Origin of the sequence: Vreelandella populi, assembly GCF_003989825.1 — a bacterium.
GTDB lineage: Bacteria > Pseudomonadota > Gammaproteobacteria > Pseudomonadales > Halomonadaceae > Vreelandella > Vreelandella populi.
Window position 1 is genome coordinate 321,863 of record NZ_RZHE01000006.1, and the last position, 22,375, is coordinate 344,237.

The 22,375-nt window shown below is 55.6% G+C and carries 21 protein-coding genes; 8 read left to right on the plus strand and 13 right to left on the minus strand.

Annotated features, from left to right (window positions below; translation table 11 throughout):
* Window positions 1–73 precede the first annotated feature (73 nt).
* Together ELY25_RS06500 and fhuF are read left to right on the plus strand one after the other, a co-directional pair.
* On the plus strand, window positions 74–841 hold the full coding sequence (locus tag ELY25_RS06500; protein ID WP_126950470.1) for an ATP-binding cassette domain-containing protein: 768 nt from the start codon (window positions 74–76) through the stop codon (window positions 839–841).
* Between the two features lie 169 nt (window positions 842–1,010).
* The gene (gene fhuF / locus ELY25_RS06505; RefSeq protein WP_126950471.1) at window positions 1,011–1,802 is read left to right on the plus strand and encodes a siderophore-iron reductase FhuF; all 792 of its coding nucleotides are present in this window, start codon (window positions 1,011–1,013) and stop codon (window positions 1,800–1,802) included.
* Between the two features lie 14 nt (window positions 1,803–1,816).
* On the opposite strand, the gene ELY25_RS06510 is transcribed toward fhuF, so the two are convergent.
* The 4 genes from ELY25_RS06510 to ELY25_RS06525 all read right to left on the minus strand — a co-directional run bounded on the left by ELY25_RS06510 (window position 1,817) and on the right by ELY25_RS06525 (window position 5,937).
* Window positions 1,817–3,472 (minus strand): multidrug ABC transporter permease/ATP-binding protein, encoded by a 1,656-nt coding sequence (locus ELY25_RS06510; RefSeq protein WP_126950472.1) that lies wholly within the window; start codon window positions 3,470–3,472, stop codon window positions 1,817–1,819.
* 167 nt (window positions 3,473–3,639) lie between these two features.
* A complete protein-coding gene (locus tag ELY25_RS06515; RefSeq protein ID WP_126950473.1) occupies window positions 3,640–4,368 on the minus strand; it encodes a hypothetical protein in 729 nt (242 codons plus the stop codon).
* A gap of 37 nt (window positions 4,369–4,405) precedes the next feature.
* Complete coding sequence (locus tag ELY25_RS06520; RefSeq protein WP_126950474.1) at window positions 4,406–4,963, minus strand: cytochrome b; 558 nt, start codon at window positions 4,961–4,963, stop codon at window positions 4,406–4,408.
* 101 nt (window positions 4,964–5,064) lie between these two features.
* Window positions 5,065–5,937 carry a LysR substrate-binding domain-containing protein gene (locus ELY25_RS06525; RefSeq protein WP_126950475.1) on the minus strand — a complete coding sequence of 291 codons (873 nt, stop codon included), beginning with the start codon at window positions 5,935–5,937 and terminating at the stop codon, window positions 5,065–5,067.
* Between the two features lie 101 nt (window positions 5,938–6,038).
* Between ELY25_RS06525 and ELY25_RS06530 the strand changes: the two genes are divergently transcribed.
* On the plus strand, window positions 6,039–6,917 hold the full coding sequence (locus tag ELY25_RS06530; protein ID WP_126950476.1) for a DMT family transporter: 879 nt from the start codon (window positions 6,039–6,041) through the stop codon (window positions 6,915–6,917).
* Here ELY25_RS06530 and ELY25_RS06535 read toward each other — a convergent pair.
* The 3 genes from ELY25_RS06535 to ELY25_RS06545 form a co-directional block, all read right to left on the minus strand.
* Window positions 6,900–7,394: an NUDIX domain-containing protein gene (locus ELY25_RS06535; RefSeq protein ID WP_126950477.1), complete on the minus strand. Its 495-nt coding sequence runs from the start codon at window positions 7,392–7,394 to the stop codon at window positions 6,900–6,902. The genes ELY25_RS06530 and ELY25_RS06535 overlap by 18 nt on opposite strands.
* 130 nt (window positions 7,395–7,524) lie before the next feature.
* On the minus strand, window positions 7,525–7,641 hold the full coding sequence (locus ELY25_RS18175; protein WP_126950827.1) for an RsiV family protein: 117 nt from the start codon (window positions 7,639–7,641) through the stop codon (window positions 7,525–7,527).
* 131 nt (window positions 7,642–7,772) lie between these two features.
* Entirely contained in the window at window positions 7,773–9,209 is a 1,437-nt protein-coding gene (locus tag ELY25_RS06545) for a hypothetical protein (protein WP_126950478.1), read from the minus strand.
* 306 nt (window positions 9,210–9,515) lie between these two features.
* On the opposite strand from ELY25_RS06545, the gene ELY25_RS06550 reads away from it, so the two are divergent.
* The 3 genes from ELY25_RS06550 (at window position 9,516) to ELY25_RS06560 (ending at window position 13,895) form a co-directional block, all read left to right on the plus strand.
* Complete coding sequence (locus tag ELY25_RS06550; protein ID WP_126950479.1) at window positions 9,516–9,896, plus strand: septal ring lytic transglycosylase RlpA family protein; 381 nt, start codon at window positions 9,516–9,518, stop codon at window positions 9,894–9,896.
* Window positions 9,897–10,110: 214 nt separating this feature from the next.
* A complete protein-coding gene (locus ELY25_RS06555) occupies window positions 10,111–11,115 on the plus strand; it encodes an NADP-dependent oxidoreductase (RefSeq protein ID WP_126950480.1) in 1,005 nt (334 codons plus the stop codon).
* 257 nt (window positions 11,116–11,372) lie between these two features.
* On the plus strand, window positions 11,373–13,895 hold the full coding sequence (locus ELY25_RS06560) for a glucose/quinate/shikimate family membrane-bound PQQ-dependent dehydrogenase (protein ID WP_126950481.1): 2,523 nt from the start codon (window positions 11,373–11,375) through the stop codon (window positions 13,893–13,895).
* A gap of 87 nt (window positions 13,896–13,982) precedes the next feature.
* Here ELY25_RS06560 and ELY25_RS06565 read toward each other — a convergent pair whose 3' ends face one another.
* Window positions 13,983–16,037, minus strand: a complete 2,055-nt coding sequence (locus tag ELY25_RS06565) for a TonB-dependent receptor family protein (protein ID WP_126950482.1) — start codon at window positions 16,035–16,037, stop codon at window positions 13,983–13,985.
* Between the two features lie 181 nt (window positions 16,038–16,218).
* Here ELY25_RS06565 and ELY25_RS06570 point away from each other — a divergent pair, with 181 nt between their 5' ends.
* Window positions 16,219–16,392, plus strand: a complete 174-nt coding sequence (locus ELY25_RS06570) for a YqaE/Pmp3 family membrane protein (protein ID WP_126950483.1) — start codon at window positions 16,219–16,221, stop codon at window positions 16,390–16,392.
* A gap of 123 nt (window positions 16,393–16,515) precedes the next feature.
* Here ELY25_RS06570 and ELY25_RS06575 read toward each other — a convergent pair whose 3' ends face one another.
* From ELY25_RS06575 to ELY25_RS06585, 3 genes are all read right to left on the minus strand, one after another.
* Complete coding sequence (locus tag ELY25_RS06575; protein ID WP_126950484.1) at window positions 16,516–16,989, minus strand: nucleoside deaminase; 474 nt, start codon at window positions 16,987–16,989, stop codon at window positions 16,516–16,518.
* A 26-nt stretch (window positions 16,990–17,015) separates the two neighbouring features.
* Window positions 17,016–18,287: a dicarboxylate/amino acid:cation symporter gene (locus ELY25_RS06580; protein WP_126950485.1), complete on the minus strand. Its 1,272-nt coding sequence runs from the start codon at window positions 18,285–18,287 to the stop codon at window positions 17,016–17,018.
* 356 nt (window positions 18,288–18,643) lie between these two features.
* Complete coding sequence (locus tag ELY25_RS06585) at window positions 18,644–19,573, minus strand: NAD(P)/FAD-dependent oxidoreductase (protein ID WP_312845177.1); 930 nt, start codon at window positions 19,571–19,573, stop codon at window positions 18,644–18,646.
* Between the two features lie 581 nt (window positions 19,574–20,154).
* On the opposite strand from ELY25_RS06585, the gene ELY25_RS06590 reads away from it, so the two are divergent.
* Window positions 20,155–20,361 carry a cold-shock protein gene (locus ELY25_RS06590; protein ID WP_018917934.1) on the plus strand — a complete coding sequence of 69 codons (207 nt, stop codon included), beginning with the start codon at window positions 20,155–20,157 and terminating at the stop codon, window positions 20,359–20,361.
* Between the two features lie 138 nt (window positions 20,362–20,499).
* On the opposite strand, the gene ELY25_RS06595 is transcribed toward ELY25_RS06590, so the two are convergent.
* Together ELY25_RS06595 and ELY25_RS06600 are read right to left on the minus strand one after the other, a co-directional pair.
* Complete coding sequence (locus ELY25_RS06595) at window positions 20,500–21,378, minus strand: putative RNA methyltransferase (protein ID WP_126950486.1); 879 nt, start codon at window positions 21,376–21,378, stop codon at window positions 20,500–20,502.
* 136 nt (window positions 21,379–21,514) lie between these two features.
* Entirely contained in the window at window positions 21,515–22,261 is a 747-nt protein-coding gene (locus tag ELY25_RS06600) for a helix-turn-helix domain-containing protein (RefSeq protein ID WP_126950487.1), read from the minus strand.
* Between the last annotated feature and the right edge of the window lie 114 nt (window positions 22,262–22,375).

Below are 22,375 nucleotides of genomic sequence, written 5' to 3' on the forward strand. Positions count from 1 at the left end.
ATGATAAGTATTACCACTACAATTAGGCGCTAAACAGCCAATCCTGCTGCCATTTTGCTGTTAGGAGCCACTTATGTTTGAAGTTCAGGATGCAACGTTTGTGATTAACCGCAAACGCTTACTGCAGCCTATTAATCATACGTTTCACGAAGGCAAGGTGTACGGCCTGATTGGCCATAACGGCTCGGGAAAATCGACCTTGATCAAACTGCTCGCTCAGCAGCAATTCGTCAGCGAGGGCGAGATCCATTTTGACCAACGCCCGCTAAGCGCCTGGGGCAGCCGGGAGTTTGCGCGTCAGGTGGCCTACCTCCCCCAGCACTTGCCCAGCGCTGAAAACCTGACAGGGCGCGAACTGGTCGCCTTCGGCCGTTATCCATGGCACGGCTTATTGGGCCGCCATAACCAGAAAGATACAGACGCGATCGAACGCGCCATTGCGCTCACTCATACCGAAGCCTTTGCTGACCGCTTGGTCGATACCCTTTCCGGCGGTGAACGCCAGCGCGTTTGGCTCGCCATGCTATTGGCGCAAGGCAGCCGCTTTCTGCTGCTTGATGAGCCGCTGGCCGCATTGGATATCGCCCACCAGATGGAAGTCCTTGCACTCATTCGCAAGCTCTGCGATGAGCTTGATCTGGGCGTCATTATCGTATTGCACGATATCAACATGGCCTCTCGCTACTGCGATGAACTGATGGCTCTGCACAGCGGACGCTTACTTGCCCACGGCACCCCAAACGACATGATGCGTAACAGCACCCTCGAAGCTATCTATGGGCTGCCCATGCAGGTCATGAAGCACCCCAATGGCGATCACCATATCGCAGTGGCACAATAGTGCAGTTTTTTGTAAAACGTATTGATTCGCAACTAACACTTCAACTGATAAGCATTATCGATTAAGCTGACCTACTCACTTTCAACCTGCGTTAACGCAATGTATTCGTTATCAGACTTTACGCAGGTGTGCTTGAGCTTTAAAAGAGCTCACGTTCGGGAGTTTCGTTATGCCGCCGCTAGCTCTGCATCATTCAGATCACGCTATATCTGAACATGTCTTGCCCACGCTCGCCGACTGTTACCAAGGGGCACTGGTGCTGTTTACCCCGCCTCTGATCGGCGGCATGCCACCGGCAGGTGCGATCAAAGCCTCGCGCTGGCGCAATACGGCACTGCTGGAGCAAGACCTGGAGCGCTACGCTGCCCGCTATCCTGGTGGAGACAAGCGTGCTATTACCTCGTTATGGTCAAAATGGCATTTCAGCGCGCTTACCGTACCTACCCTAGCCTCTCATCTTTTACTTAACCGCGACTTGCCGGTAGAGCTTGATGATGTGCACGTCATTTTTAATGAAGAGGGATGCACCAAGCAGCTTTGGCTGCCCCATGAAGGCGCGCTGTTGGAGACACAAGACTCTAGCGAGCGCTTTGCCAAATTGATTACTCAGCACTGGGTACCGCTAATTGAACGCTTGGCCGCCATTTCAGGCACTGCGCCGCGTGTGTTCTGGAGCAATGCTGGTGGCTACCTGAATTACTATGTAAACGTGCTTGCCGAGTATCCTGAGGTGAACCAGGAGGCTCTTAAAGCTGCACGAGTACTGCTGGAATCCCGCCATATTGACGGCCAGCGTAACCCGCTATTCGAGCCGGTGCGCACGTACACGCCCAAAGATAGCGATGAAGTAAAGCAGGTGCGCAAGCTTTGCTGCCTGCGCTATTTGCTGGATGAATTCAGCGTGTGCAGTAACTGCCCGCTGGAGGGATGTGACCGAGTGGCCCGTAAACGAGCCACTTAAAGGCTGCCAAGTCATCAGGTAGCAATCTGGGCTACCGCATCCTGGCTTGCCAGATCGCGCTGTGCGCCGGTTAGCTCATGCAACTGTCCCTGGGACATTTCCAGCAAGCGATCCGCGTGCATGAAGTAGCTGTCATCGTGACTGATCGCAAAGACCGTTTTCCCCATATCACGAAGGTGTGGCAGCAGCTCACGGTAAAACAGCCGCCTGAACTGCGGATCCTGATCGGCGGCCCACTCATCGAGCAGTAGAATGTCCCGTTCCTCGGCGATAGCCAAAAGAAGTGCCAGGCGCTTGCGCTGCCCTTGGGATAGCTGGGTATTGATTACACGATTACCCTCCCATTGAAGCTTATGCTGCATTTGCAGCCGCTCAAGCCAGGTTTCTACCAGTGCCGGGTCGGCCTTCTGACCATCAGGACCCATCGCCAGGTCAAACTGATGAAAGTCGGTAAACACACTGGCGAACCGAGCTCGAAATCCCTGCCACTGCGCGGGCGTAAGTGTTTGCCCATCCACCTTGATATGTCCGCTTTGCGGCTGGTACAAACCGGTTAACAGGCGCGCCAATGTGGATTTACCGCTGCCATTGCCGCCAATCAGGAACACCTGCTCCCCTCGTTTAAGGGTCAAATTGACAGGCCCAACATGAAATCCATCGCCCTGTTCACTTGCAGGGTAGCGGTAGGTAACCTCAACAAGCTCCAGACGCTGCCAGGACGCAAAGGTGTCATCGACTGCAAAGCCCGGCTGGTATTCAGCAAGTTCCAGGCTTGCCAGTTTATCAAATGCCACCTGAGCGCTAATCAGCGTCGGCCAGGCACCAATCGCCTGAATGAGCGGTGTGCGTAAAAATAGCAGGGTCAAGGCAAAGGTAGCGGCAACGGCGGGACTTGCCCAACCAAGCCCATTGGCCATGAAAAACACCACGCCGATCGCACCCAGCATCATGATATTCGACCAGTTGCCCGCACTCAGGTGATACGTGTCGGCCCGAATAATATGGTAGCGGTAATCCCGTGCATTTTGGGTGAAGGTTTCATCGAAGAAGCGCTTTGCCCGATCGCGGTTTAGCGTGAGCTCCTTGCGTCCTTCAATCGCCGATTGGTAATCCTTGTATAAACGGTCTTCGCTTTCCCGCACCAGGTTGAAGTGACGATACACCTTGGAAACCAGTACCCAACCGATGCCCATGGTAAAAGCAATCCACACCACGGTGATGACGACCATTTGCGGTGAAAGCCAGGCGAGATAGGCAATAGAAGCAAGCGTCAGCACCACGCCTTGAACAAGCTCCGGCAAGCGCACGAAACCAATCGTGATATTGCGTACATCGCTTGAAAGGCTTGCCAGCAACGTAGCATTACCGAGTTGCTCAAGGCGTTCGATATCCGTATCCAGGATGCGTTTAACCAACCTTGAACGCAGGTCATAGACAAAGTAATGGCCCAGTAGGGTGAGCGCCAGCTGCGTACCCAGCGTCACCGCCAGCAACACCGTTAAAAGACCCAGAAACTGGGGTAGCGCAGAAAGCGGACTTCCTACTTCAATCAGGCGCTGGTTGATAAAGGCGATCACCCCGACCCCCAGGCCCGCGCTGAACAGGCTCAGGCCGATGGCCCCTAGAAACGGCCAGCGATAATGACGAAAAACGACCTGTAACAGCTCCATGAGCGCTTCCCTACAGCAGTATAGGCGGCGAATTGTGACGCACTAACCTGCCAAGTCAATAAACAAAGTGATTTTCATTTACCTTGGCAGGTTATAACATTTGGCTCAGAGTACCGTGCAGGTAGGTAGTCTCCAGGAAAGGCGAGGATAGGCAGAAACCAGGCGCCTTAGGGTTCAGCGAATATTAGCAGTACGGTGCAACCTGCCACCCCTACTGCAAACGGCCAGAAACGGCTGCGTCGATCTTCAGGCAATTCCTCTTTAAGCACGTTAAGTACCAAGCCGCCAGCCACAAACGCATAGAGTAGACTGACAAAAGCTTCGGTTACTTCAACGATGACACCTACCAACCAGCCTACCACTACGGCACTGGCCAGCACCCACCGCCCTCTCGCCAGGTAACGCTCGCGATGATGGCGCACCAGCCCATGGTCATTAACCAGAAAATGCGCGCTCATGGCCAAAAAAAAGAACACAACGTCAGGAAAGTGGTTATCGCGATAAACCAGCAAATAACCGATGAGCGCGTTATACAGCGAGAAAGATCCTACATGTATCCAGAAAACGCCCTCAAGCTTTCGAAAGTTGGTCTTGACGCCATGCTGGTAAGGTTGGGAATGCCGGGTGGCTACCTGCTCAAGCCCGTAAAATGCGGCCAGGCCGATAAGCGCGACGATATACGCATTATGCTCAAGAATTGCCAGCAGCCCGTGGTCATTGATGGTTTGATGGGCTTCGCTCAAGGCAGGGAAGACATGGATGAAAACGTAAGCAACCGATATGCCGCCTGCCCACGAAAGCCAAGCGCTACGCGGTACAGCGCTAAGCTTTCGAAGCTTGTTGGCAAACACGTGCACAGCGGCTAAGCCAATAATAAACGCGATCTGCTGGCCCATGGTGGTTTCGCTCCCTGCGCACCGTTACGGTTATTCTTCAATCAAACAGGCTCATGCGTTTGGCGACCGTATCGCGTTTGATACGCCAATGAAATAGCGCCCCTGCCACGTGGAGGACGGTCAATACCAAAATGGCCCAGCCGATACGCTCATGCCAGGTATAAAGCTGGCTGGAAAGCGCCGGATGCTCACCCATAAGCCCTGGCAGGTGCCACTTAAAGAACTCGATCGGATAACCGCCGGTGGCGGTTGCCGCCCAGCCGAGTAGCGGCATGACGATCAATGCTAGATATAAAAGATGATGCACGCTGGTACTGACTATCCGTTCAAAGGCATTCAGGGGCGGGTCATGGTCGGGCACGACAAAGGCGATGCGTGTGATGACACGTAAGGTCATCAGCAGCAAGATGGTCACGCCCAGCGTCTTATGGCTGGTGTAAAGCAGGTTTGTGAGCGTATTGCCGATCAAATCAAAGGTGCGCTCATATCCCAGCGTTCCGACGGTAAAACCACTGGCCAGCGCCAGCAGCACGGCCCCGGCCACCAGCCAGTGGAGTACCCGGTGTGGATAAATATAGTGGTCCAGCTCGTGCATTCAGCGCTCCTAATGACAAGATTCTTTGGCATTCAGTCTAGTTCAGTCCTGCTAACGTTAGCCGATTAATCCCTCAACGCTAGAAAGGAAAACCTGCCGCCTCATACCGCTTCACTTGGCGCGGCTAACTGTTCGCGTATCAGCTCGCCCAAGCGCCTTGCAGGCTCTGATGGCCGATGGGGGGCACGGTGCAGCGCCAGCTCGATCATGGGCAGGGCCGGCAGGCCGCTGCTTTCATCCAGCGGGCGCAGCGAAGGCGTCAACATACTGCGCGTCACCACCACCACTGCAAGCCCGGCAATCACGATGGGCGCAAGCCCGGCCATGGACTGGCTGGTATAAGCCACCCTCCAGTTACGTCCGGCCCCCTGCAGGGCCTGCTCGGCTACCTCCCTGAACACGTCAGCGCCGGGCGAGTAAAGGGCCAGCGGTATGGGGTCGCTAAGCAAAGGCTGCTGGTTAACCCCTACCGCCCATACCAGCGGTTCGCGGCGGATAACGTCCCCACCCGGCGAGTTGCGCTGGCGGGTTACCAGGGCCAAGTCAAGCTCGGCGGCTTTTACCTGCTCGACCAGATGAGCACTCGTACCACAGATAACCTTCAGCCCCACGGCTGGGTAAAGCTGATGAAAGTAGGCAAATACCGATGGCAGCAGCGAGGCGTAATCCTCGGGGATTCCAAGTGTTAAGTCACCGGTTACCTGCTGGGCCTGCATATCACTCCAGGCTTCATCATTGAGGGCCAGAAGGCGCCGCGCATGGGTGAGTAAACGCTCACCATCGGGTGTGAACCTGAGTCTGCGCCCATCACGCTCGTGCAGGCTTAACGCTAAATGAGCCTCCAGCCGCTGCAACTGCATACTCACCGTTGACTGAGTATAAGACAAGCGCTTAGCCGCTGCGGTAACGCTGCCCGTATCCGCGATCGCTACCAGCGTACGCAGCAGGGTAAGGTCTAACGTGGGTGCGCGCATATATCACCTATCGTGATCAAAGCTATCAAAAAAGATCGATATTGTGATGTTTTGTTGGCGAGTATGCTGCTTTGCACATGTTCTAGGCAAGGAGACCGCTCATGCAACGCACTCACTCCCCTATTGTGTTTCCTCGTTGGTACAGCGTTGGCGCCGCTTTGGTCGCCGTCATCCTGTGGAGCGTGGCGCCTCTACTTGCCGAACGCGCGCATACTTCTTCACCGCTTCAGCTCACGGCGTTAACGCTGTTGGCCGGGGCGCTTGCCACGCTGCCGTTAAGCCGCCGCGTGAATGTTGCCAGCTGCAGCCGGGGCTGGCAGCTTGGCATCTGGGCAGGCATTCCTTTATTGATACTGGGCGCAGTAAGCACTTACTTTATCGGCATGCGGTTAGCCCCAGCCGCTGAGGCTGCACTAATTACCTATACCTGGCCGGTACTGTTTGTGCTTTTAAGCCAGTGGAGCCGCTTAGGAAAGCTGCGCTTGGCGGGCGTGACAGGCGCGTTGATTGCCTTCTCAGGCGCCGCGCTGCTGCTGGTACCCCAGGCGTTAAGCAGCGGCTTGGGCGGGGCTACCGTAGGTTATGGCTTGGCCTTGCTGGCTGCCTGCTGTTGGGCACTCTACTCCTGGTTAAGCCAGGCAGCACCGGTTTCCATTACCCCCTTACTGCCGCGCATGCTATTGATTGCCTGCGCAATTACCACGCTTGTAAGTGTGGGGTTTGAAGGCCAACTGGTTCTCCCAAGCGGTGAAGCGCTGCTGGCTGGCGTGGCATTAGGTTTAGGGCCATACGGCGTGGCCATGGTGGCCTGGGATAAAGCGCTACGTTGGGGTCATGCAAGCCTGGTGGGCAGCCTTGCCTACGGCGTGCCCATTCTGGCAGGACTTTTACTGGTGCTTGCAGGTGTCAGCGTACTCGACTGGCGCTTGCCTACCGCTGCCCTGCTGGTGGTGATTGGTTGCCTAAACGCTGGCCGGTAGGCCTGATGGTAACGGTGGTTCGCTGGTCAGTACGCTGGCCAGCAGCTCAGGTAACCAGGCGGGTTCAAAGGTATCACTGGCTTCTTCAAACATTTCAGCCATAGGCCACCACCGGTAGGCGGCGCCAGCCGACTGAAAGGCGTCACTATCAACCTCTATATCCATAGCATTGGGGCAACGTACTAGAAAGTAACGTTCGCACCAGCGGTCAACAGCATCTGACGCTTCACTATCAATCTCTTCCTCACGCCCTTCGCGCTCGCGCAAAAGAGGTCCTAGGGGGCAGTCAAGCCGGGTGGTTTCTTCAAGAACACGTCGTGCAGCGGCAGGATAATCCTCTTCTGGGATTAATAGGCCTCCGGGGGCGCACCACCGCTTTGACTGCTGTTCATCTTGTGAGCAAAACAGCAGCAGTTCACCCTGTGCGTTAACAATGGCCAGGCGTACCCAGCGGCGTGCTTCCAGTAAGTGACTCATCGCAATCCATGCCTATTTGTTTTAATGGCCCGAGCAGCAGCTTGAAACTTGCAACCTTGGCCCTTCGCCTCTGCCCTTACGTATAACGCCTTTATCAGCATAGCTGCTTTATATCAGTTTACTGTCCCAATTAGCGCGGCTCAGCAATCCCTTTCAACGCCTCTAGCGAGATCGTAAGTTCTGGCTGCCCCACGGCGTAGGGTGCGATTTCATAGACATTGAATTTCGCAAGCCAGCTACCTTCCAGCGGCTATACATCCTCCCTTACCTTCTTGTAATACGGCCGTGTCGTACGTTAAAGATTGAGAGTAGCCCAAACTTAAACGCCCCTGCCCACTTAGTGGACAAGGGCGTATCAATCACCAGTTCGCTAACCGCTTACATGCTGGGCTGCATTTGGGTGGGCTCGGCGCTGACTTCCAATTCGAACAATCCGCTACCCTGGGCGCTAAAGCCACGTGCGAGTACACGGTAGCTGCCTGGCAGCAGTTGCTGCTGCAGACGCGCATCAGTGCCAGAGCCGCCATCGTCGTCGCTGTAGGCAACGCCCTCGCCTTCAAGCTCAAGGTAAGCATCGAAATCACTGGAGCGCATATCCAGCGTTACCAGCGAGCTTTCATCCAGTTCAAGCTCATAAACCAGCGGTTCACCGTTAAACCAGCCGCTGATGGTCTCGTCAGGTGTTATAGCCCCCTCATTTCGCAGCTCAACGCCCTCAGGCAGATGATGAGGCGCCATGGTAATGGTGAACAGGCCGCTGTCGCTACCGTAAGCGGTACGTGCGGTTAGCTGGTAAGTGCCCGGCTCCAGGAAGTCGGCAATGCGTGCATCCAGATTACCGCCGCTGTCGTCATCTTCACGGTAATAACCGTTAGGGCCTTCAAGCACTAGATAGGCATCCACATCGCTGGATCCCATATCGATTTGATACATGCCGGCTTCTTCGACTTCTACCTGGTAGGTAAGATCCTGGCCACTGTACCAGCCGTTTAGCGAGTCGTTGGGCGCGATGGAGCCGTCGTTACGCAGTTCGCCGTCACCGGGCAGCTCTCGCGGCTCAACCGACAGCGTAAAAAGGCCACTACCTTCGTTATAGGGCGTACGCGCAGTTACCGTATAGTCACCCGGCGCCAGAAAGTCTGAAATTCGAGCATCCAGATTACCGGCGCTATCATCGTCTTCCCGGTAATAACCGTTCGGCCCCTCAAGCTCCAGATAAGCATCGAATTCATCAGAGCGCATTTCCAGCTGGTACATGCCAGCTTCTTCAATGGTCAGCGTAAACGCTCTGGATGTATTGTCCAGCCAGCTGTCCAGCGGAGCATCAACCGTCAATACATCGCTATCGCTTATCTCGACGACCCGACTGTTCAGCGTATAGGGGCCGTAGCTACTGCTATCGGCACCGCTGACTACGACCATGTAATCACCCGCTTGCTCAGCACGATGGCGCGCAGTGGGTGCGTTGCTCAACAGCTGAAGCTGGTCATCATATAGCGCAACAATACCATTTAGCGCGCCGCGCAGGCTGAACTCGACCAGATCGCCCTCTTCAAGATGAATCACATAACGGTCATAGCGGCTTCCGTCGTTTCCGTTAAGCAGATCGCCCGACGTGATTTCCCCTCGCATACGCTCACCGAGAGTGACGTTATCCAGGCCCACCAATGCATCCGCGGTTGTGGTTTGTTCGGCTGTCTGCGCATCCGAAGATGATGAAGAAGCATCAGCGGAAATGGTCTGTGCGGCTAAAAAACCGACAACAGCACCCCCTACTGCAACAAGCACTAATGCTAAAGGAGAAGACTTGGCCATGAGTGCGTCCTTGAAGAGTGGCAATGGTTAAGGCAGGCGATAATACGCAATGTTAGGAAAAAGACCCAATGAAAGTCATCGTTTTAAGGTACCAAATGACGCTCTAATACAGCTCGAGCGCACCGCATTAAGCCGCTGAAATGCAAGGGCATAACTGGGAAGGTAAAAAATACGCAACTTTGGAGCCAATTGCATCGAACGTCTTAAAGCTTGCTGAGCTTTAAAGAGCGCGTTACCATCCCCTAGCCTATCCGGCACCTCATTGATACTTGCGAGACTCTCGACACGAATAACTGAGGTACTCCAATGGGAGCCCCTAAACGACTACTCCGAACGAGTTGTTTAGCTGTACTGCTCATAGCCTTTACAGCAAATAACGCGTTTGCCAACGATATAGATGCACAGGAAGGCGTTGCTTCCTATTACAGTGACCGTTTTCAAGGCGCTTTGACAGCCAGTGGTGAAGCCTTCGATCAACAGGCACTGACAGCCGCACATCCAAGCCTGCCGTTTGGTACGAAAGTGCTGGTGACCCGCCCCGATACGGGCCAAGAAGTGGAAGTACTGATCAATGATCGTGGTCCGTTTGTTCAAGGGCGGATAATTGATCTCTCCAAACAGGCAGCGCGCAAGCTGGGCATGCTGCGCAGAGGTACCGCTCCTGTTATGGTCACGTTGCTGGATTAACGGATAACACACCCGCCAAGTGTGTGGTACCCCTTAGACGCTCAACGCAATTGCTGTTACGCATGATAGATACCTCCATAGGGCGCTCTTTTTCAGAGCGCCCTATTTTTTTGATTGCCTGTTGCACCGCTAAAAAAATAACGAACTTGCAAGCAGGTTAATGATCTCTATGCTGCAAGTACATTGATCCGACATGGCTTTGCAGGAGGCACCCATGCAATCACGTTATTTTACCCTTACCGCCTACCCCAACGGCCTGCCCGAGCGCGGGCTGTTTACCCTGGAAACTCAGGAACTCTCCGAGCTCAATCGGGGCGAAGTGCGCATTCGTAATCGCTGGCTTTCCGTGGACCCCTACATGCGTGGCCGCATGAGCGGTCAACACACCTATGTAGCGCCTTTCCGCCTTGGCCAGCCCATGGAAGGCGGCGCGATTGGCGAAGTAATCGCCTCCAACGATGAGCGCCTGAAAGAGGGCGATATCGTGAGCCACATGGGTGGCTGGCGCGATATTGCGCAGATCTCCGCGGAAGGCGTTTACCCGCTGCCCAGCGCCGATGTGCCCGAACAGGCCTACTTGGGCGTGCTGGGCATGCCCGGCATGACTGCCTGGACAGGCCTAAACCTGATTGCCGAATGCCGCCCCGGCGATAACGTGCTGGTCAGCGCCGCCAGCGGCGCAGTAGGTTCATTGGTGGTTCAGCTGGCCAAGGCCAAGGGCTGCCATGTGATAGGCATCGCCGGGGCGGCGCACAAGCTTGCCTGGCTTGAATCGTTGGGCGTGGAGCCTGTCACCTACAAAGACCGGGGCGCCCAGGAACTCAGTGATGCTATCCGCCTGGCAAGCCCAGAAGGCATTGATGTGTATTACGAAAACGTAGGTGGTATCTGCCTGGAAGCGGCGCTTAGCCAGCTCAATGAAGGCGCGCGCATTGCCGTGTGCGGCATGATCGATACCTATAACGCCGAAAAACCCGCGCCGGGGCCCAGTAACCTGTCGCAAATGGTGGTGCGCAAGGCTCGGATGCAGGGCTTTATCGTGGCGGATCACTGGGATCACTATCCCGAGTTTCTAAAGGAAGTAACGCCTCAAGTCGTTGCCGGTGACATCGACTATAAAGAAACGGTTAAAGAAGGGCTGGAAAGCACGCCCGATGCGTTTCTGGAACTGTTCGAAGGCGGTAACACTGGCAAAATGCTGGTTAAAGTGACGGACTGAGACTGACATCACTGTTTTCAAGCTTGTACTGCTTGGCTGACGTGCAGGGCCGCCCTCTTTTCGGGCGGTCTGGCTTTTTGGCCAGGGTTTATTCTCAAATCAGTTCGACCAAAAGCGAATTGATAATTAAAATGACCGTCAGACCAATGTGTTTTAACCCATCGTTTGCACCGAATGATGGGTTAACGCACGTTGCCAGCGGTTAGCTGGCCCCACCGCCCGCTAGCCCTTAATACGTTGCTAACAGGGGAACTCTCATGGATGAAAACACGCGAGCTCGGGGTAAATGGCCTGCCTTGCTTCTAGGCCTTTTTCTTGTTGTTGCTGGTTTAGCGCTCGCTATCGGCGGCGGCAAGCTTATCAGTCTGGGCGGTAGCGCCTATTACCTAATTGCCGGCATTGGTATTGCGGCTACCGGCATTTTGCTTGCTATGCGCCGCGGCGCTGCGCTTTGGCTTTACGCCGTAATTTTAATTGCCACACTGCTTTGGGCGCTGTGGGAAGTCGGCTTGGATTGGTGGCAGCTGGTGCCCCGCGTCGCCATTCTTGCGCTCATCGGCATTATCATGCTGCTGCCCTGGTGGCGCAAACCGCTTCACTCTCGCGGCGGAAGCCTTGCGCTGACGGCCAGCATTGCCGCTGCCATCGTGGTGGCCATTGCCAGCCTGATGGATGACCCGGCCCAGATAGAGGGCACCCTAGCTGAGAACCGTGCAAGTGGCGATGTAAACCCGGCCCAAGTGGCGGGCGATGATTGGCCGGCCTACGGCGGCACCAATGCAGGCACGCACTACTCATCTTTGAGCCAGATTACCCCGGAAAACATTGGTGAACTCGAAGAAGTATGGCGCATTCAGACCGGCGACGAGCCCCGCCCCAACGCCCCGCCGGAAATCACTAACCAGAATACGCCGCTGAAAGTTAACGACAGCCTGTACATCTGCACATCGCACAGTCGTGCCATGGCGCTTTCCCCGGAAACCGGTGAAACGATCTGGGAATTCGACCCACAAATCAGCACCCAGGGCGCCGACGACTTCTCCGGCTGGGCGCACATGACCTGCCGCGGCCTGGCCTATTATGATGCAGCCAACTACGCCACCAGCGGTGATGAAAGCGCCGACGTTGACACTGATACTACCGCTGAGACTTCCGCGCTTTTTGCTGACAGCGATGCCTTTGACATCGACGTTTCGCTGCTGGGCGGCTTTGAAGCCACCGCCACGGATGAGGGTGAAAACGCGCCTTCGGCAATTATCAGCCAGACTGACGTCATGTGCCCACGGCGCCTTTACCTACCTACCGCCGATGCCCGCCTGATCGCGCTCAACGCGGATACCGGCGAGCCCTGTGAAGGATTTGGTGAAAACGGCGAAGTGGATCTGACGCGCAATATTGGCAGTTTTGATCCGGGCGGCTACTACTCCACCTCCCCGGCCACGGTGACTGAAAATCTGGTGATTTTGGGCGGCCACGTGACCGATAACAGCTCCACCGATGAGCCGTCTGGCGTTATTCGTGCCTTCGATGTGCGCACCGGCGAGCTGGTCTGGAACTGGGACAGCGGCAACCCTGAAGAAACCGAGCCGCTAGCGGACGATGAAACCTATACCCGCAACTCACCCAACGTATGGGCGCCCATTAGCGTTGATGAAGACTTGGGACTTGTCTACCTGCCGATGGGTAACGCAACGCCGGACCAGTACGGCGCGGATCGTACCGAAAACGACGAAACCTACAGTGCCGGCCTGGTCGCGCTGAACCTGGATGATGGTCAGGTGGCGTGGGTCTATCAGTTTGTCCACCACGACCTGTGGGACATGGATATGCCGGCCCAACCGGTGCTGATTGACCTGGCAACCAATGAAGGCACCCAACCTGCGGTGATTCAGCCGACCAAGCAGGGCAGCCTGTATGTGCTCAATCGTGAAACCGGGGAGCCCATTGTTCCGATTGAAGAAATCCCCGCCCCTCAAGGCGCAATTGAAGGCGACTGGACGGCAGAAACCCAGCCACGCTCAGCGCTGAACCTATTGCCACCGCCGCTTACCGAGCGCGATATGTGGGGTGCATCGCCCTTTGATCAGATGATGTGCCGTATTCAGTTCAACTCACTGCGCTATGAGGGCCAGTACACGCCGCCGTCACTGGAAGGCAGCATTGTTTACCCGGGTAACGTCGGCGTGATGAACTGGGGCGGCGTCGCGGTTGATCCTGAGCGCCAGGCACTGTTCACCGGCGCCAAGTACCTCGCCTTCGTTTCACGTCTGATTCCGCGTGACGAAGTGGAAGAAGGTCAGGGTTCGGCCAGTGAACAGGGCCTTCAGCCCAACACTGGCGCACCTTATGCCGTTGAGCTAGGCCCTCTGCTGTCGATTTTTGATCTGCCGTGCCAAGCACCGTCTTGGGGCGATGTAGCAGGTATCGATCTGCAAAGTGCGGAAGTCGTATGGAAACATCGCAACGGCACCACCCGCGACAGCATGCCTCTTGGCTTGCCGATTGGCCTGCCAGTGGGTGTTCCGGCACTCGGCGGTCCGCTGACCACCGCAGGCGGTGTTACCTTTATGTCGGGCACGCTGGATCAGTACCTGCGTGGTTACGATATCACCACCGGTGAAGAGCTTTATAAAGCCCGTCTACCCGCGGGCGGTCAGGCTACCCCCATGACCTATACCGGCGCCGATGGCCGTCAATACGTTGTGGTAACGGCGGGTGGCCACGGCACCTTTGGCACCCTGATGGGTGACTACGTGATCGGTTACGCCTTACCCGAGTAAGACCTACCGACCGGCATAGTCAATCGAAACGAAAACGGGCAGCCCTTGGGCTGCCCGTTTTTATTGGCATTTTTATTTTCCAAGGACTTAAAAGCGTACTTCCAAGCCGCCATAGACACTTCGCCCCGGCGCCGGCTCATAGTAACGCCCAAAGGTGCCGTTCAAGCGCACGTTGGCATAGTGATCTTCATCAAACAGGTTACGCACACCTACGTAAGCGTTTAACAGCGTATCGCCACCCAGTTGCCAGCCATCACCTACCCGCAGGTTGACCAGCCAATAGCTGTCAATCTCCGTTTCATTGGCATTATCGGCCACCATGTCACCCACGTATTGAGTTTCAAGCGTGGCGAAGCGATGCGCCAGCCCTTCCCAGGTTAACTGGTTCACCCAGGTCTGCTCGGGCAGGCCAGGGATGCGGTTGCCGTCAAAGCGCTCGGTAGGCGTGGCAAAGTCGTCGAACTCATAGCGGGCGAGCGTTAACGCACTGTTTAAGCGCCACTGCTCGGCAAACTGCCAGCCAAGCGCCACTTCCAAACCATCTCGGTTGGTATCGCCCGCATTCTGATAAAAGGTGCGTCCGCCCTCATCAAAAGGCACCAGTTCATCGCGTACACGCACCGAGAACAGGGCGACGTCGTAATCCATGGCCAGCGGTTCGATATACCCACGCATACCGACTTCACGGTTCCAGGCTTTTTGCGGTTCAATGGACGGGTTGAAGCCGCCACCAACCGGGTTGGCAAACTCGGAGAACGTCGGCGTTTCAAAAGCGGTGCCTGTGTTGATATACACCTGATGCTGGGGGCGATAGCGGTAGCTAAGCCCGGCAGAGCCGCTCCACTCGTTATAGGTACGCTCACCGCTTTGGTCACCGTCATCTTCAGAGATATATCGATCATCTATGTCTAAATCCACACGGTCAAAGCGCGCGCCCAGGGAAAGCGTTACCTGCTCGGTGAGTCCCAAATCACCCTGAGCAAATACCCCGGTAGAGGTTGCCGTTTGGGTTTCATCCGCCACCTGCTCACCTACGCCGCCCTGGGCATTAACGTTGCGTCGGAAGCGATCGTCATCCTGGCGGGCCACGTCCACCCCCGCTACATAGTTTAACGGCAGCTCGCCAAGCATGATGTCATGGTGGTACTCGGCGCTTGCGCCCATATAGTCGCGCTGATAACCCAAGCGGCTGTCACCCACGTAAGGCAGCTGCTGTTCAAAATCGCGCCGAGCGATAAAGCCCTTCAGGTAGAGTTCGCCGGGACCCGCAGCCAGATCCTCATACTGCAAACCAATGAGCTGCTGATCGACATTCTGCCCGGCATCCAGTGCCAGCGAATTCGGCGCGGCCTGATGCCGCCCACGAGCCACCTCACCGGCATTCAGCGCGCCGGGGTCTTCCGAGCGCGGGTTTTCCAGAAGATTGACGATGGCCGTCAGCGCCCGTTCGCTGCCCAGTTCGCGGCGCAGCTTGGCATTGAGCAGGTATTTTTCCGTCGAGCTCTGGTCGCGGTAGCCATCCACATTGAGCGCTGAAAAGCTGACGTTGTGTGACCAGTCGCCCTGAGAGCCGCCGGTTTGCAGGGACGCCTTGCGATACCCGTCACTACCCGCTTCCACTCGCAGGCGCGTACCCGGGTTTTCGCGCCCATCGGCGGTGGTCACATCGATCACCCCGCCCGCGGCGTTGCCGTAAAGCACCGACGAAGGCCCACGAATCACCTCGATACGCTCGGCGCTATCCAGATCAATGGCGTCCAACTGCGCCTGACCATCGGGCAAAGTATAAGGAATGCCATCGACCATCACCGTAATACCGCGCACGCCAAACGGGGCGCGGGCGCCAAAGCCCCGAATGGCAATCCGCTGGCCTTGGGCAAAGTTATCGCGGTTCTGAATAAAAACCCCAGGGACGCCGACCAGCGTTTCATCCAGCCTAACACGCTGCTGGCCCTGGGCAATGGCTTCCTGGTCCACGGTGGAAACCGCCGCTGGCGTTGCGTAAAGCTCGCGCGCCAAACGCGGTGCGCTCACTTCAACCGTAGGCAATGCCTGTATTGATGATGTCTCGTTTTGCGCCCAAAGTGAGCTTGAGACCGCAAGACCCGTCAGCATTAGCGACGGCGGCAACAGTTTATACATGGATTCCCTTCCCTATTTCTTGATAATCGGTTTTTTGATAATTCGGTTTTTGGTAATTCGGCGTAACTGGGTGAACCACAACCTAAACGCTAAGTCTAACAAGACTAGACGCGTTCGCTAAGTTTGAACCCTGCGTCTACACTTGCAAGGAGTAACGTACCGATTAAGCAAAGGAGGCTTTATGGCGTTTACTGCAACAGATCCCATCAAGATGATTTTCGCGGTTATCTTGCCGCCGTTAGGCGTATTTTTTGAAGTTGGCCTTAAGGGACATTTTTGGCTCAACATCATTTTGACACTGTTTGGTTTTATTCCAGGCGTCATCCACGCGTTTTATGTCATCTTGAAGCACTAGCGACACTTACCCCGTTATCAACAGCCCGAGCCATTGGCTCGGGCTGTTTCGTTTGGGTGGTATTTAAACACTGGGGTTTGTATAAAAAATCGCTGGCGAGCGTAAGCCACTTTCGCACAAAGCTTAGCCTGTGTGGCGGCGCTGATGCAGGGCATGAACCTTTTCATCCAGACCGGCGATGGGGCCTTCTACTTCAAGCGCCGGTACTATCTGACCGATAGGCAAGGCCTTGACGGGCAACGGCGCTACGCCCATATCCGCCATCCAGCGCTCCAGCTGTTCGGATGAGCTGATGTAAACGATGCGCCCAAGCCCGGCCCAGCCGTGAGCGGCCGCGCACATTGGGCAGTGCTCACCGGTGGTATAAACCGTTGCGCTGGCACGCGCCTCAGGTGTCATGTGCTGGGCCGCCCAGCGCGCCAGCGTGAACTCGGGGTGCTGGGTGGCGTCAACGCTTGCAATACGGTTGCGGTCTTCCGCCAGAATTTCTCCCTCGGCACTGACCAGCACGCTGCCAAAGGGCTCATCGCCCGCCTCAAGCGCCTCTTCCGCGAGCGCCAGGGCCCGGCTCAAATAGGTCTGCTCTTGTGCCTTCATCGCGGATACTCCTGTAGGTTAGCCGCTCACGCCTTGCCACTGACCTCAGCGGACGTCTCGTCTGCCTCAATAGGCGTCTCGCTGAGCTGGTCACCTTCGCTGCGGGCGATCACCGTGGTGCCTACCAAATCGCCGGTCACGTTCAGCGCAGTGGCGCCCATGCCCACCAGGGCATCGATGGCGGTCAGCAGTACCACGGTTTCGATGGGGAGCCCCACTTGGGCAAACACCGTGGCAATCATGATGATCCCCGCGCCGGGCACGCCAGCGGTGCCTACCGAGACCAGCGTGCCGATCAGTACAATCTGCACCATGCTGGCAAAATCGAGCGGCACGCCGATCACGTTGGCGGCGAAGACGGCAGAAATCGCAATGCGAATCGCCGCGCCGTCCATATTGAGTGTAGCCCCTAGCGGCAGGCTGAACCCGTACACGCTGCGCGAAATCCCCAGGCGCCGCGCTGCGTTAATGGTCAGCGGCAGCGTACCGGAGCTGCTCTGCGTGGCAAACGCGGTCGCCATGGGCGTGCGCGCCTCCCGAAAGAAGGTGCCAAGCTTCACACCGAACAGGCGCATGATCACGCAGTAGATCACCAGCTGCAAAGCGAGTGCGATATACAACACCATCACCATATCGCCCAGCGACAGCAGCGTATCCAGGCCCTGCTGGCTGACCGTTTCGGCCACGATGGCAAACACGCCAATGGGCACCACGTGCAGCACGCCTGCCATCACCTTGAGCGTGACGCTGTTCAGTCCTTCGATCACCTCATACAAGCGCTCGGCCGCTGCCGGCTGGGCACTCTGACGCAGCTTCAGCAGCGCAAACCCGAACACTAGCGCGGTGAAGATGATGCCCAGCAGATTCTGATCGGCAAAGGCGCCGATGATATTGCTCGGCACGATATTGAGCACGACATCGACTAGGCCCGGGTTTTCCGGCGCTGTGAAGCTGGCGTTTTCATCCAGCGTCATGCCGCTGCCAGGGCTGAACAGTGAAGCCACGCTCAGCCCCACGACAATGGCCAGTGCCGTGGAAACGAGATAGTAGGCAAATACCTTGCCTCCCACGCGTCCTACGCTCCCCTCGCGCGATTGATTGATACCCACCATCAGGGTAAACAACACAATAGGCACGATCAGAAACGTCAGCAGGCGCAGAAGCAGATCGCCTACCGGGCCAAGCCACGTCGCGACCGCGTCACCGCCAAACAAACCAACGACCACCCCCAGCAACAATGCAATCGTGACCCTTAAGATCAACGAAGAACGCATATACCCCTTCAACAGCGCCGTCATGCATTCACCTTTACCAAGAAAGCTCATGAGAACCCATCAACTATAAAAGCCACCCTAAGGAGCCGGGAATAAAATACAACCTTTATATGCGACATAACCATGGGAGCTTGTTCAAAGAAGAGCCTGACTTGCGTAGCGAAACGCTCTTTCTATCAGCTTACGGATAGTCCACTGAAAAATGCTCGGGCCGTATAGGGGCCAGCAAAAGTCGTCACTTAGTCATTTCAGGTGAAAGTGCAACCCAGCACAGTCCAGCCGCCGACTGCTTGCTCAGATCTACGGTATGGGTACGCGTGTTGAGCGCTATTCTCAAGGATATTTACAGGTGCTGGTTGACCGCGACATTGAGGCCTGATTTATAAATCGAATACCAGCGAATGGTGCGTTGCCTGTCCAGCGAGTACACCGTCGCTGACTGCAAGCGACAGATTACCCACAGGTCTTGCAATATCACCGCAGGCGAATACGCCGGGCACAGAGGTAGCTTTGGCGTCGTTGGTTTTGATGACACGCCCCAACGGCGTCACATCAAGTTTACACCCCAGTCGTATGGCCAGCGCATTGGGAGCGGTCTGGGTGACAACAAATAGACCATCCAAGGGAAATACCCGGCCATCTGCCATTACCACCTCGACACCGTTCCCCGTCAAGCGCTCGACCGCCCCACGCTCGATATGCGTGCCACGCTTGGCGAGCTTTTCCAATTGCTCTTTATCAGGCTCAAAAGCGTCGTTTAGAAATAGGGTGGTCTGCCCCCAGTCGGGCAGTAATAATGCTAGGTGCATGGCCGCCTCAGAGGTTGCCAGCACGCCGATACGTCCACGGTTCAGGTCAAAACCGTGGCAATAGGGGCAATGAAAAACATACGTGCCCCATCGTTCATCTAGACCAGATAAAGATGGCAACTCATCCCCCACGCCGGCGGCAAGAATAACCCGGCGGGCATGCAGCGGCGCTGCCGTTGAATCGGCAAGCGTTAACGTAAAGTCATCCACTTCACCAACAATCGTTTCTACTTCACCCTTGTACCAGTCAACCGACGGATACTGCGCCAGTTCCGCATAGCCTGCCCCTGCAATGTCATGGGGTGTTTTACCATCCTGGGTCAAAAACCCTCGCGAGTGAGAGGCAAAACGGTTGCGCGGCTGACCCGCATCCAGTATTACCACCTTGCGTCGTGCCTGGGCCAGCTGTAGGCCAGCGGCCATTCCCGCATAGCTGCCGCCTACAATTGCCACGTCGTATATCATCGCTTGCTCTCCTTCCATTGAGTGCCTATCGCTCATACCTACTTCGGTAAAATCCTTGTCAAAAATTGTAGATCAGCGTGAAGATAGCAAGTCCAAAGGCTTGGAAAACCAACATAAGTTGACTAGTTTAGAAAGCCTTCCTTTTGTTAAAGGTATTCGTCCAATGCGCTATTGATGCTGCCGTCCTGTTTTCGACGGCCACGTTCTCCGTCCCTTATCGAAAGGGGAATGTCAGGCATTGATAGGGATGTCACATGAGGAGGACGTCTGGGTGCTTTAAGCGCCGGTGCGCTTGCCGCCGTTGAAGCGCTAGTACAGCCACTATCCGCCAGCACGATCATTAAGCAATTAGTATTAAATACTTAGCACTCGGCACGCAGTCAGCGGATACGAAAGAATGAAATATTACCTGGGCCTAGAAAATAATTACAAAAAGCCTTTGACGCGCGACGCCAATCGTGACACTGTAGCGTCAGTTGGTTAGCAAGCAGCATGGTTTCAGAAGTGTACGATCTTTTTCGGCAAGCCTGATATTGTATTCCTTGTTTCACCCGCTACTTCAATCTGGGTAATACCAGGAACATCATTACAGCGCATATGCGCGAAAGGATCTAATCATGGCAACTGGCACAGTTAAATGGTTCAACGACACTAAAGGCTTCGGTTTCATCGCTCCTTCTGACGGCAGCGACGACCTGTTCGCCCACTTCTCCGAAATTCAGTCTGACGGCTTCAAAACCCTTCAAGAAGGCGCTAGCGTTTCTTTTGACGTTACCCAGGGTAAAAAAGGCCTTCAGGCTTCTAACATCAAGCAAACTTCTTAATATTTATTATTAAGTGTTTGTTCAGACCTTAGGGTCTGACTAGCAAGGCCCGCCTCGGCGGGCCTTGTTGCGTTTGAGCTTGGTATAAAGTTGATCCAGGCCAACAAGCCGTTAACCACGACTTGCCCGCCCTTTCTTCTATGTGGCGTTTTTAGTCCATTTAATTACTCGCACATCAACTCTCACGGTTAGTGTCTCAAGTGCTGCCGCCCTTTCGCGCCCCTCAGCGTTTGCCCGGTAAAGATGCGGGGTCATGGCCAGCAGATCCGCAATGGCCTCTCTGCCGTTCAGCGTGACCGAGTAACTGACCGATTCCGCTGTTTGAGCAGTAAACCCTTTCGGCACTGTCTGTTCACCACTGCGTTCAGGCTTAAGCGTTGGGTAAATGATTTCACGCAGCTCGCGCAAATGGTTTGATCCTGCTTCTACCTGTAACAGCACCCCACCCGGCTTGAGCACCCTGGCAAACTCGCTCATTACGGGAAAACCAAACATGCATAGCAGCCTATCCAACGTTTCGCTTTGCACAGGCAAGTTAGCATTGCTGCCTACTACCCATGTGGCCGACTGGTCTTTCTGGGAATTCTGCTCTTGCTGACGGTTTTGCTTAGCCGCAGCCATGACCGCCCATTTAGAAATATCCAGACCAACCAGCTCAAGTTGCGTCTTATCAGACGCTGCCTGTGCTAGCTGACGCAGATAATAGCCCTCGCCACAACCGGCATCCAGGCAACTAAGCGGCATGTCTTCCGGCGCGCCGTTTAAGGCAGCGTGATTGATAGCGTCAGCAATGGGCTGATAATGCCCGTCATTCAGAAAACGCTGCCGAGCAGCCACCATGGCTTTGCTATCGCCGGGGTCGTGCGAGCGTTTGCGCTGAACCGGCAGCAGGTTTACATAGTCCTGCTTGGCAATATCATAACTGTGCCCGGCCGCGCAGCGCCATGCGCCTTCGGCTTGAGTGAGCGAGTCGCCGTCAAGCGGGCAGGCCAGGGCTTTAAACGGCAGGCTATTCATAAATGAAGATACTGTTGATGAAGCGGTAACGGCTCATGGTGAGTCTCTGCGAACAAGGCAACTATAAAAAGAGGGCAGTTTACCTGACCGGGCTAAAGCGTACTAACACACCGCTGCCCACTCCCTCTCCTCTACTCTATTTTTGCGGCAGCTTGCGCGCATAGTTTTTAAACAACCCGTGCTGCCACTGACGCACCGCGAGCACAGAGGTAGTACCAAAGCGCTGAGTGATAGGCAGCGTGCTTTCCCGCTCACAGAGTTCGTGGAACTCCTTGGCCAGGCGCTGCATGATCTGTTGCCACTCGTCGTTACCCGCCCGGGATAGCAGCCCGTTGAGCACCAGCAGCTTTTCGCTTTCGCTGTCAAAACGCGAGCGAAAGAACTCGTTGGCAATATACTGTTGAAAGAATTGCTGTATGGGCCCGCCTGGGCGCCAGCGAAAATTAGGCGCTACCCGCCGACGAATCCGGTTGCCGGGCAGAAGCTCGATCAGCGCCAGCCGCTCAAGCTTTAACAACTGCTGGGTACACTCCGCCTCGCTTAACTGGTACTGGCGATGAATATCGGCAAAGCTGTAGCCGTTGAGTACGCATACCGCGACCAGAAACAGTTCATGATCGTCGGCAATGCTCTGCTCCTGCGCCTGGGTAAGCTCCTGCAGGCGCCGCTCGTCGGTCTGCATGGCTTGGATGAGTTCGGCAAATTCAAGGTTTAGCTGCTCACAAATGCACTCAAGGCGTGCTAGCGTAATATGGCGCTCGGCGAACATGCGCTTTATCGAGGCCTCGCTTAACCCAAGCCACTGGGCCACATCGGCATAGGTTTTTCCGTGAGCGCGAAGTTGGCGCTTTAAGGTATCCAGCAACGAACCGGTTTGAGACACACTGCACTCCTGGCTAAAGTATCTCATAACGATACTTTACCGCACATATAACGCAACTTGTCTTGCGAAGGTTGCGCGAAATGCAGCCTTCACGGAAAGTCCTTCTGACTTCAA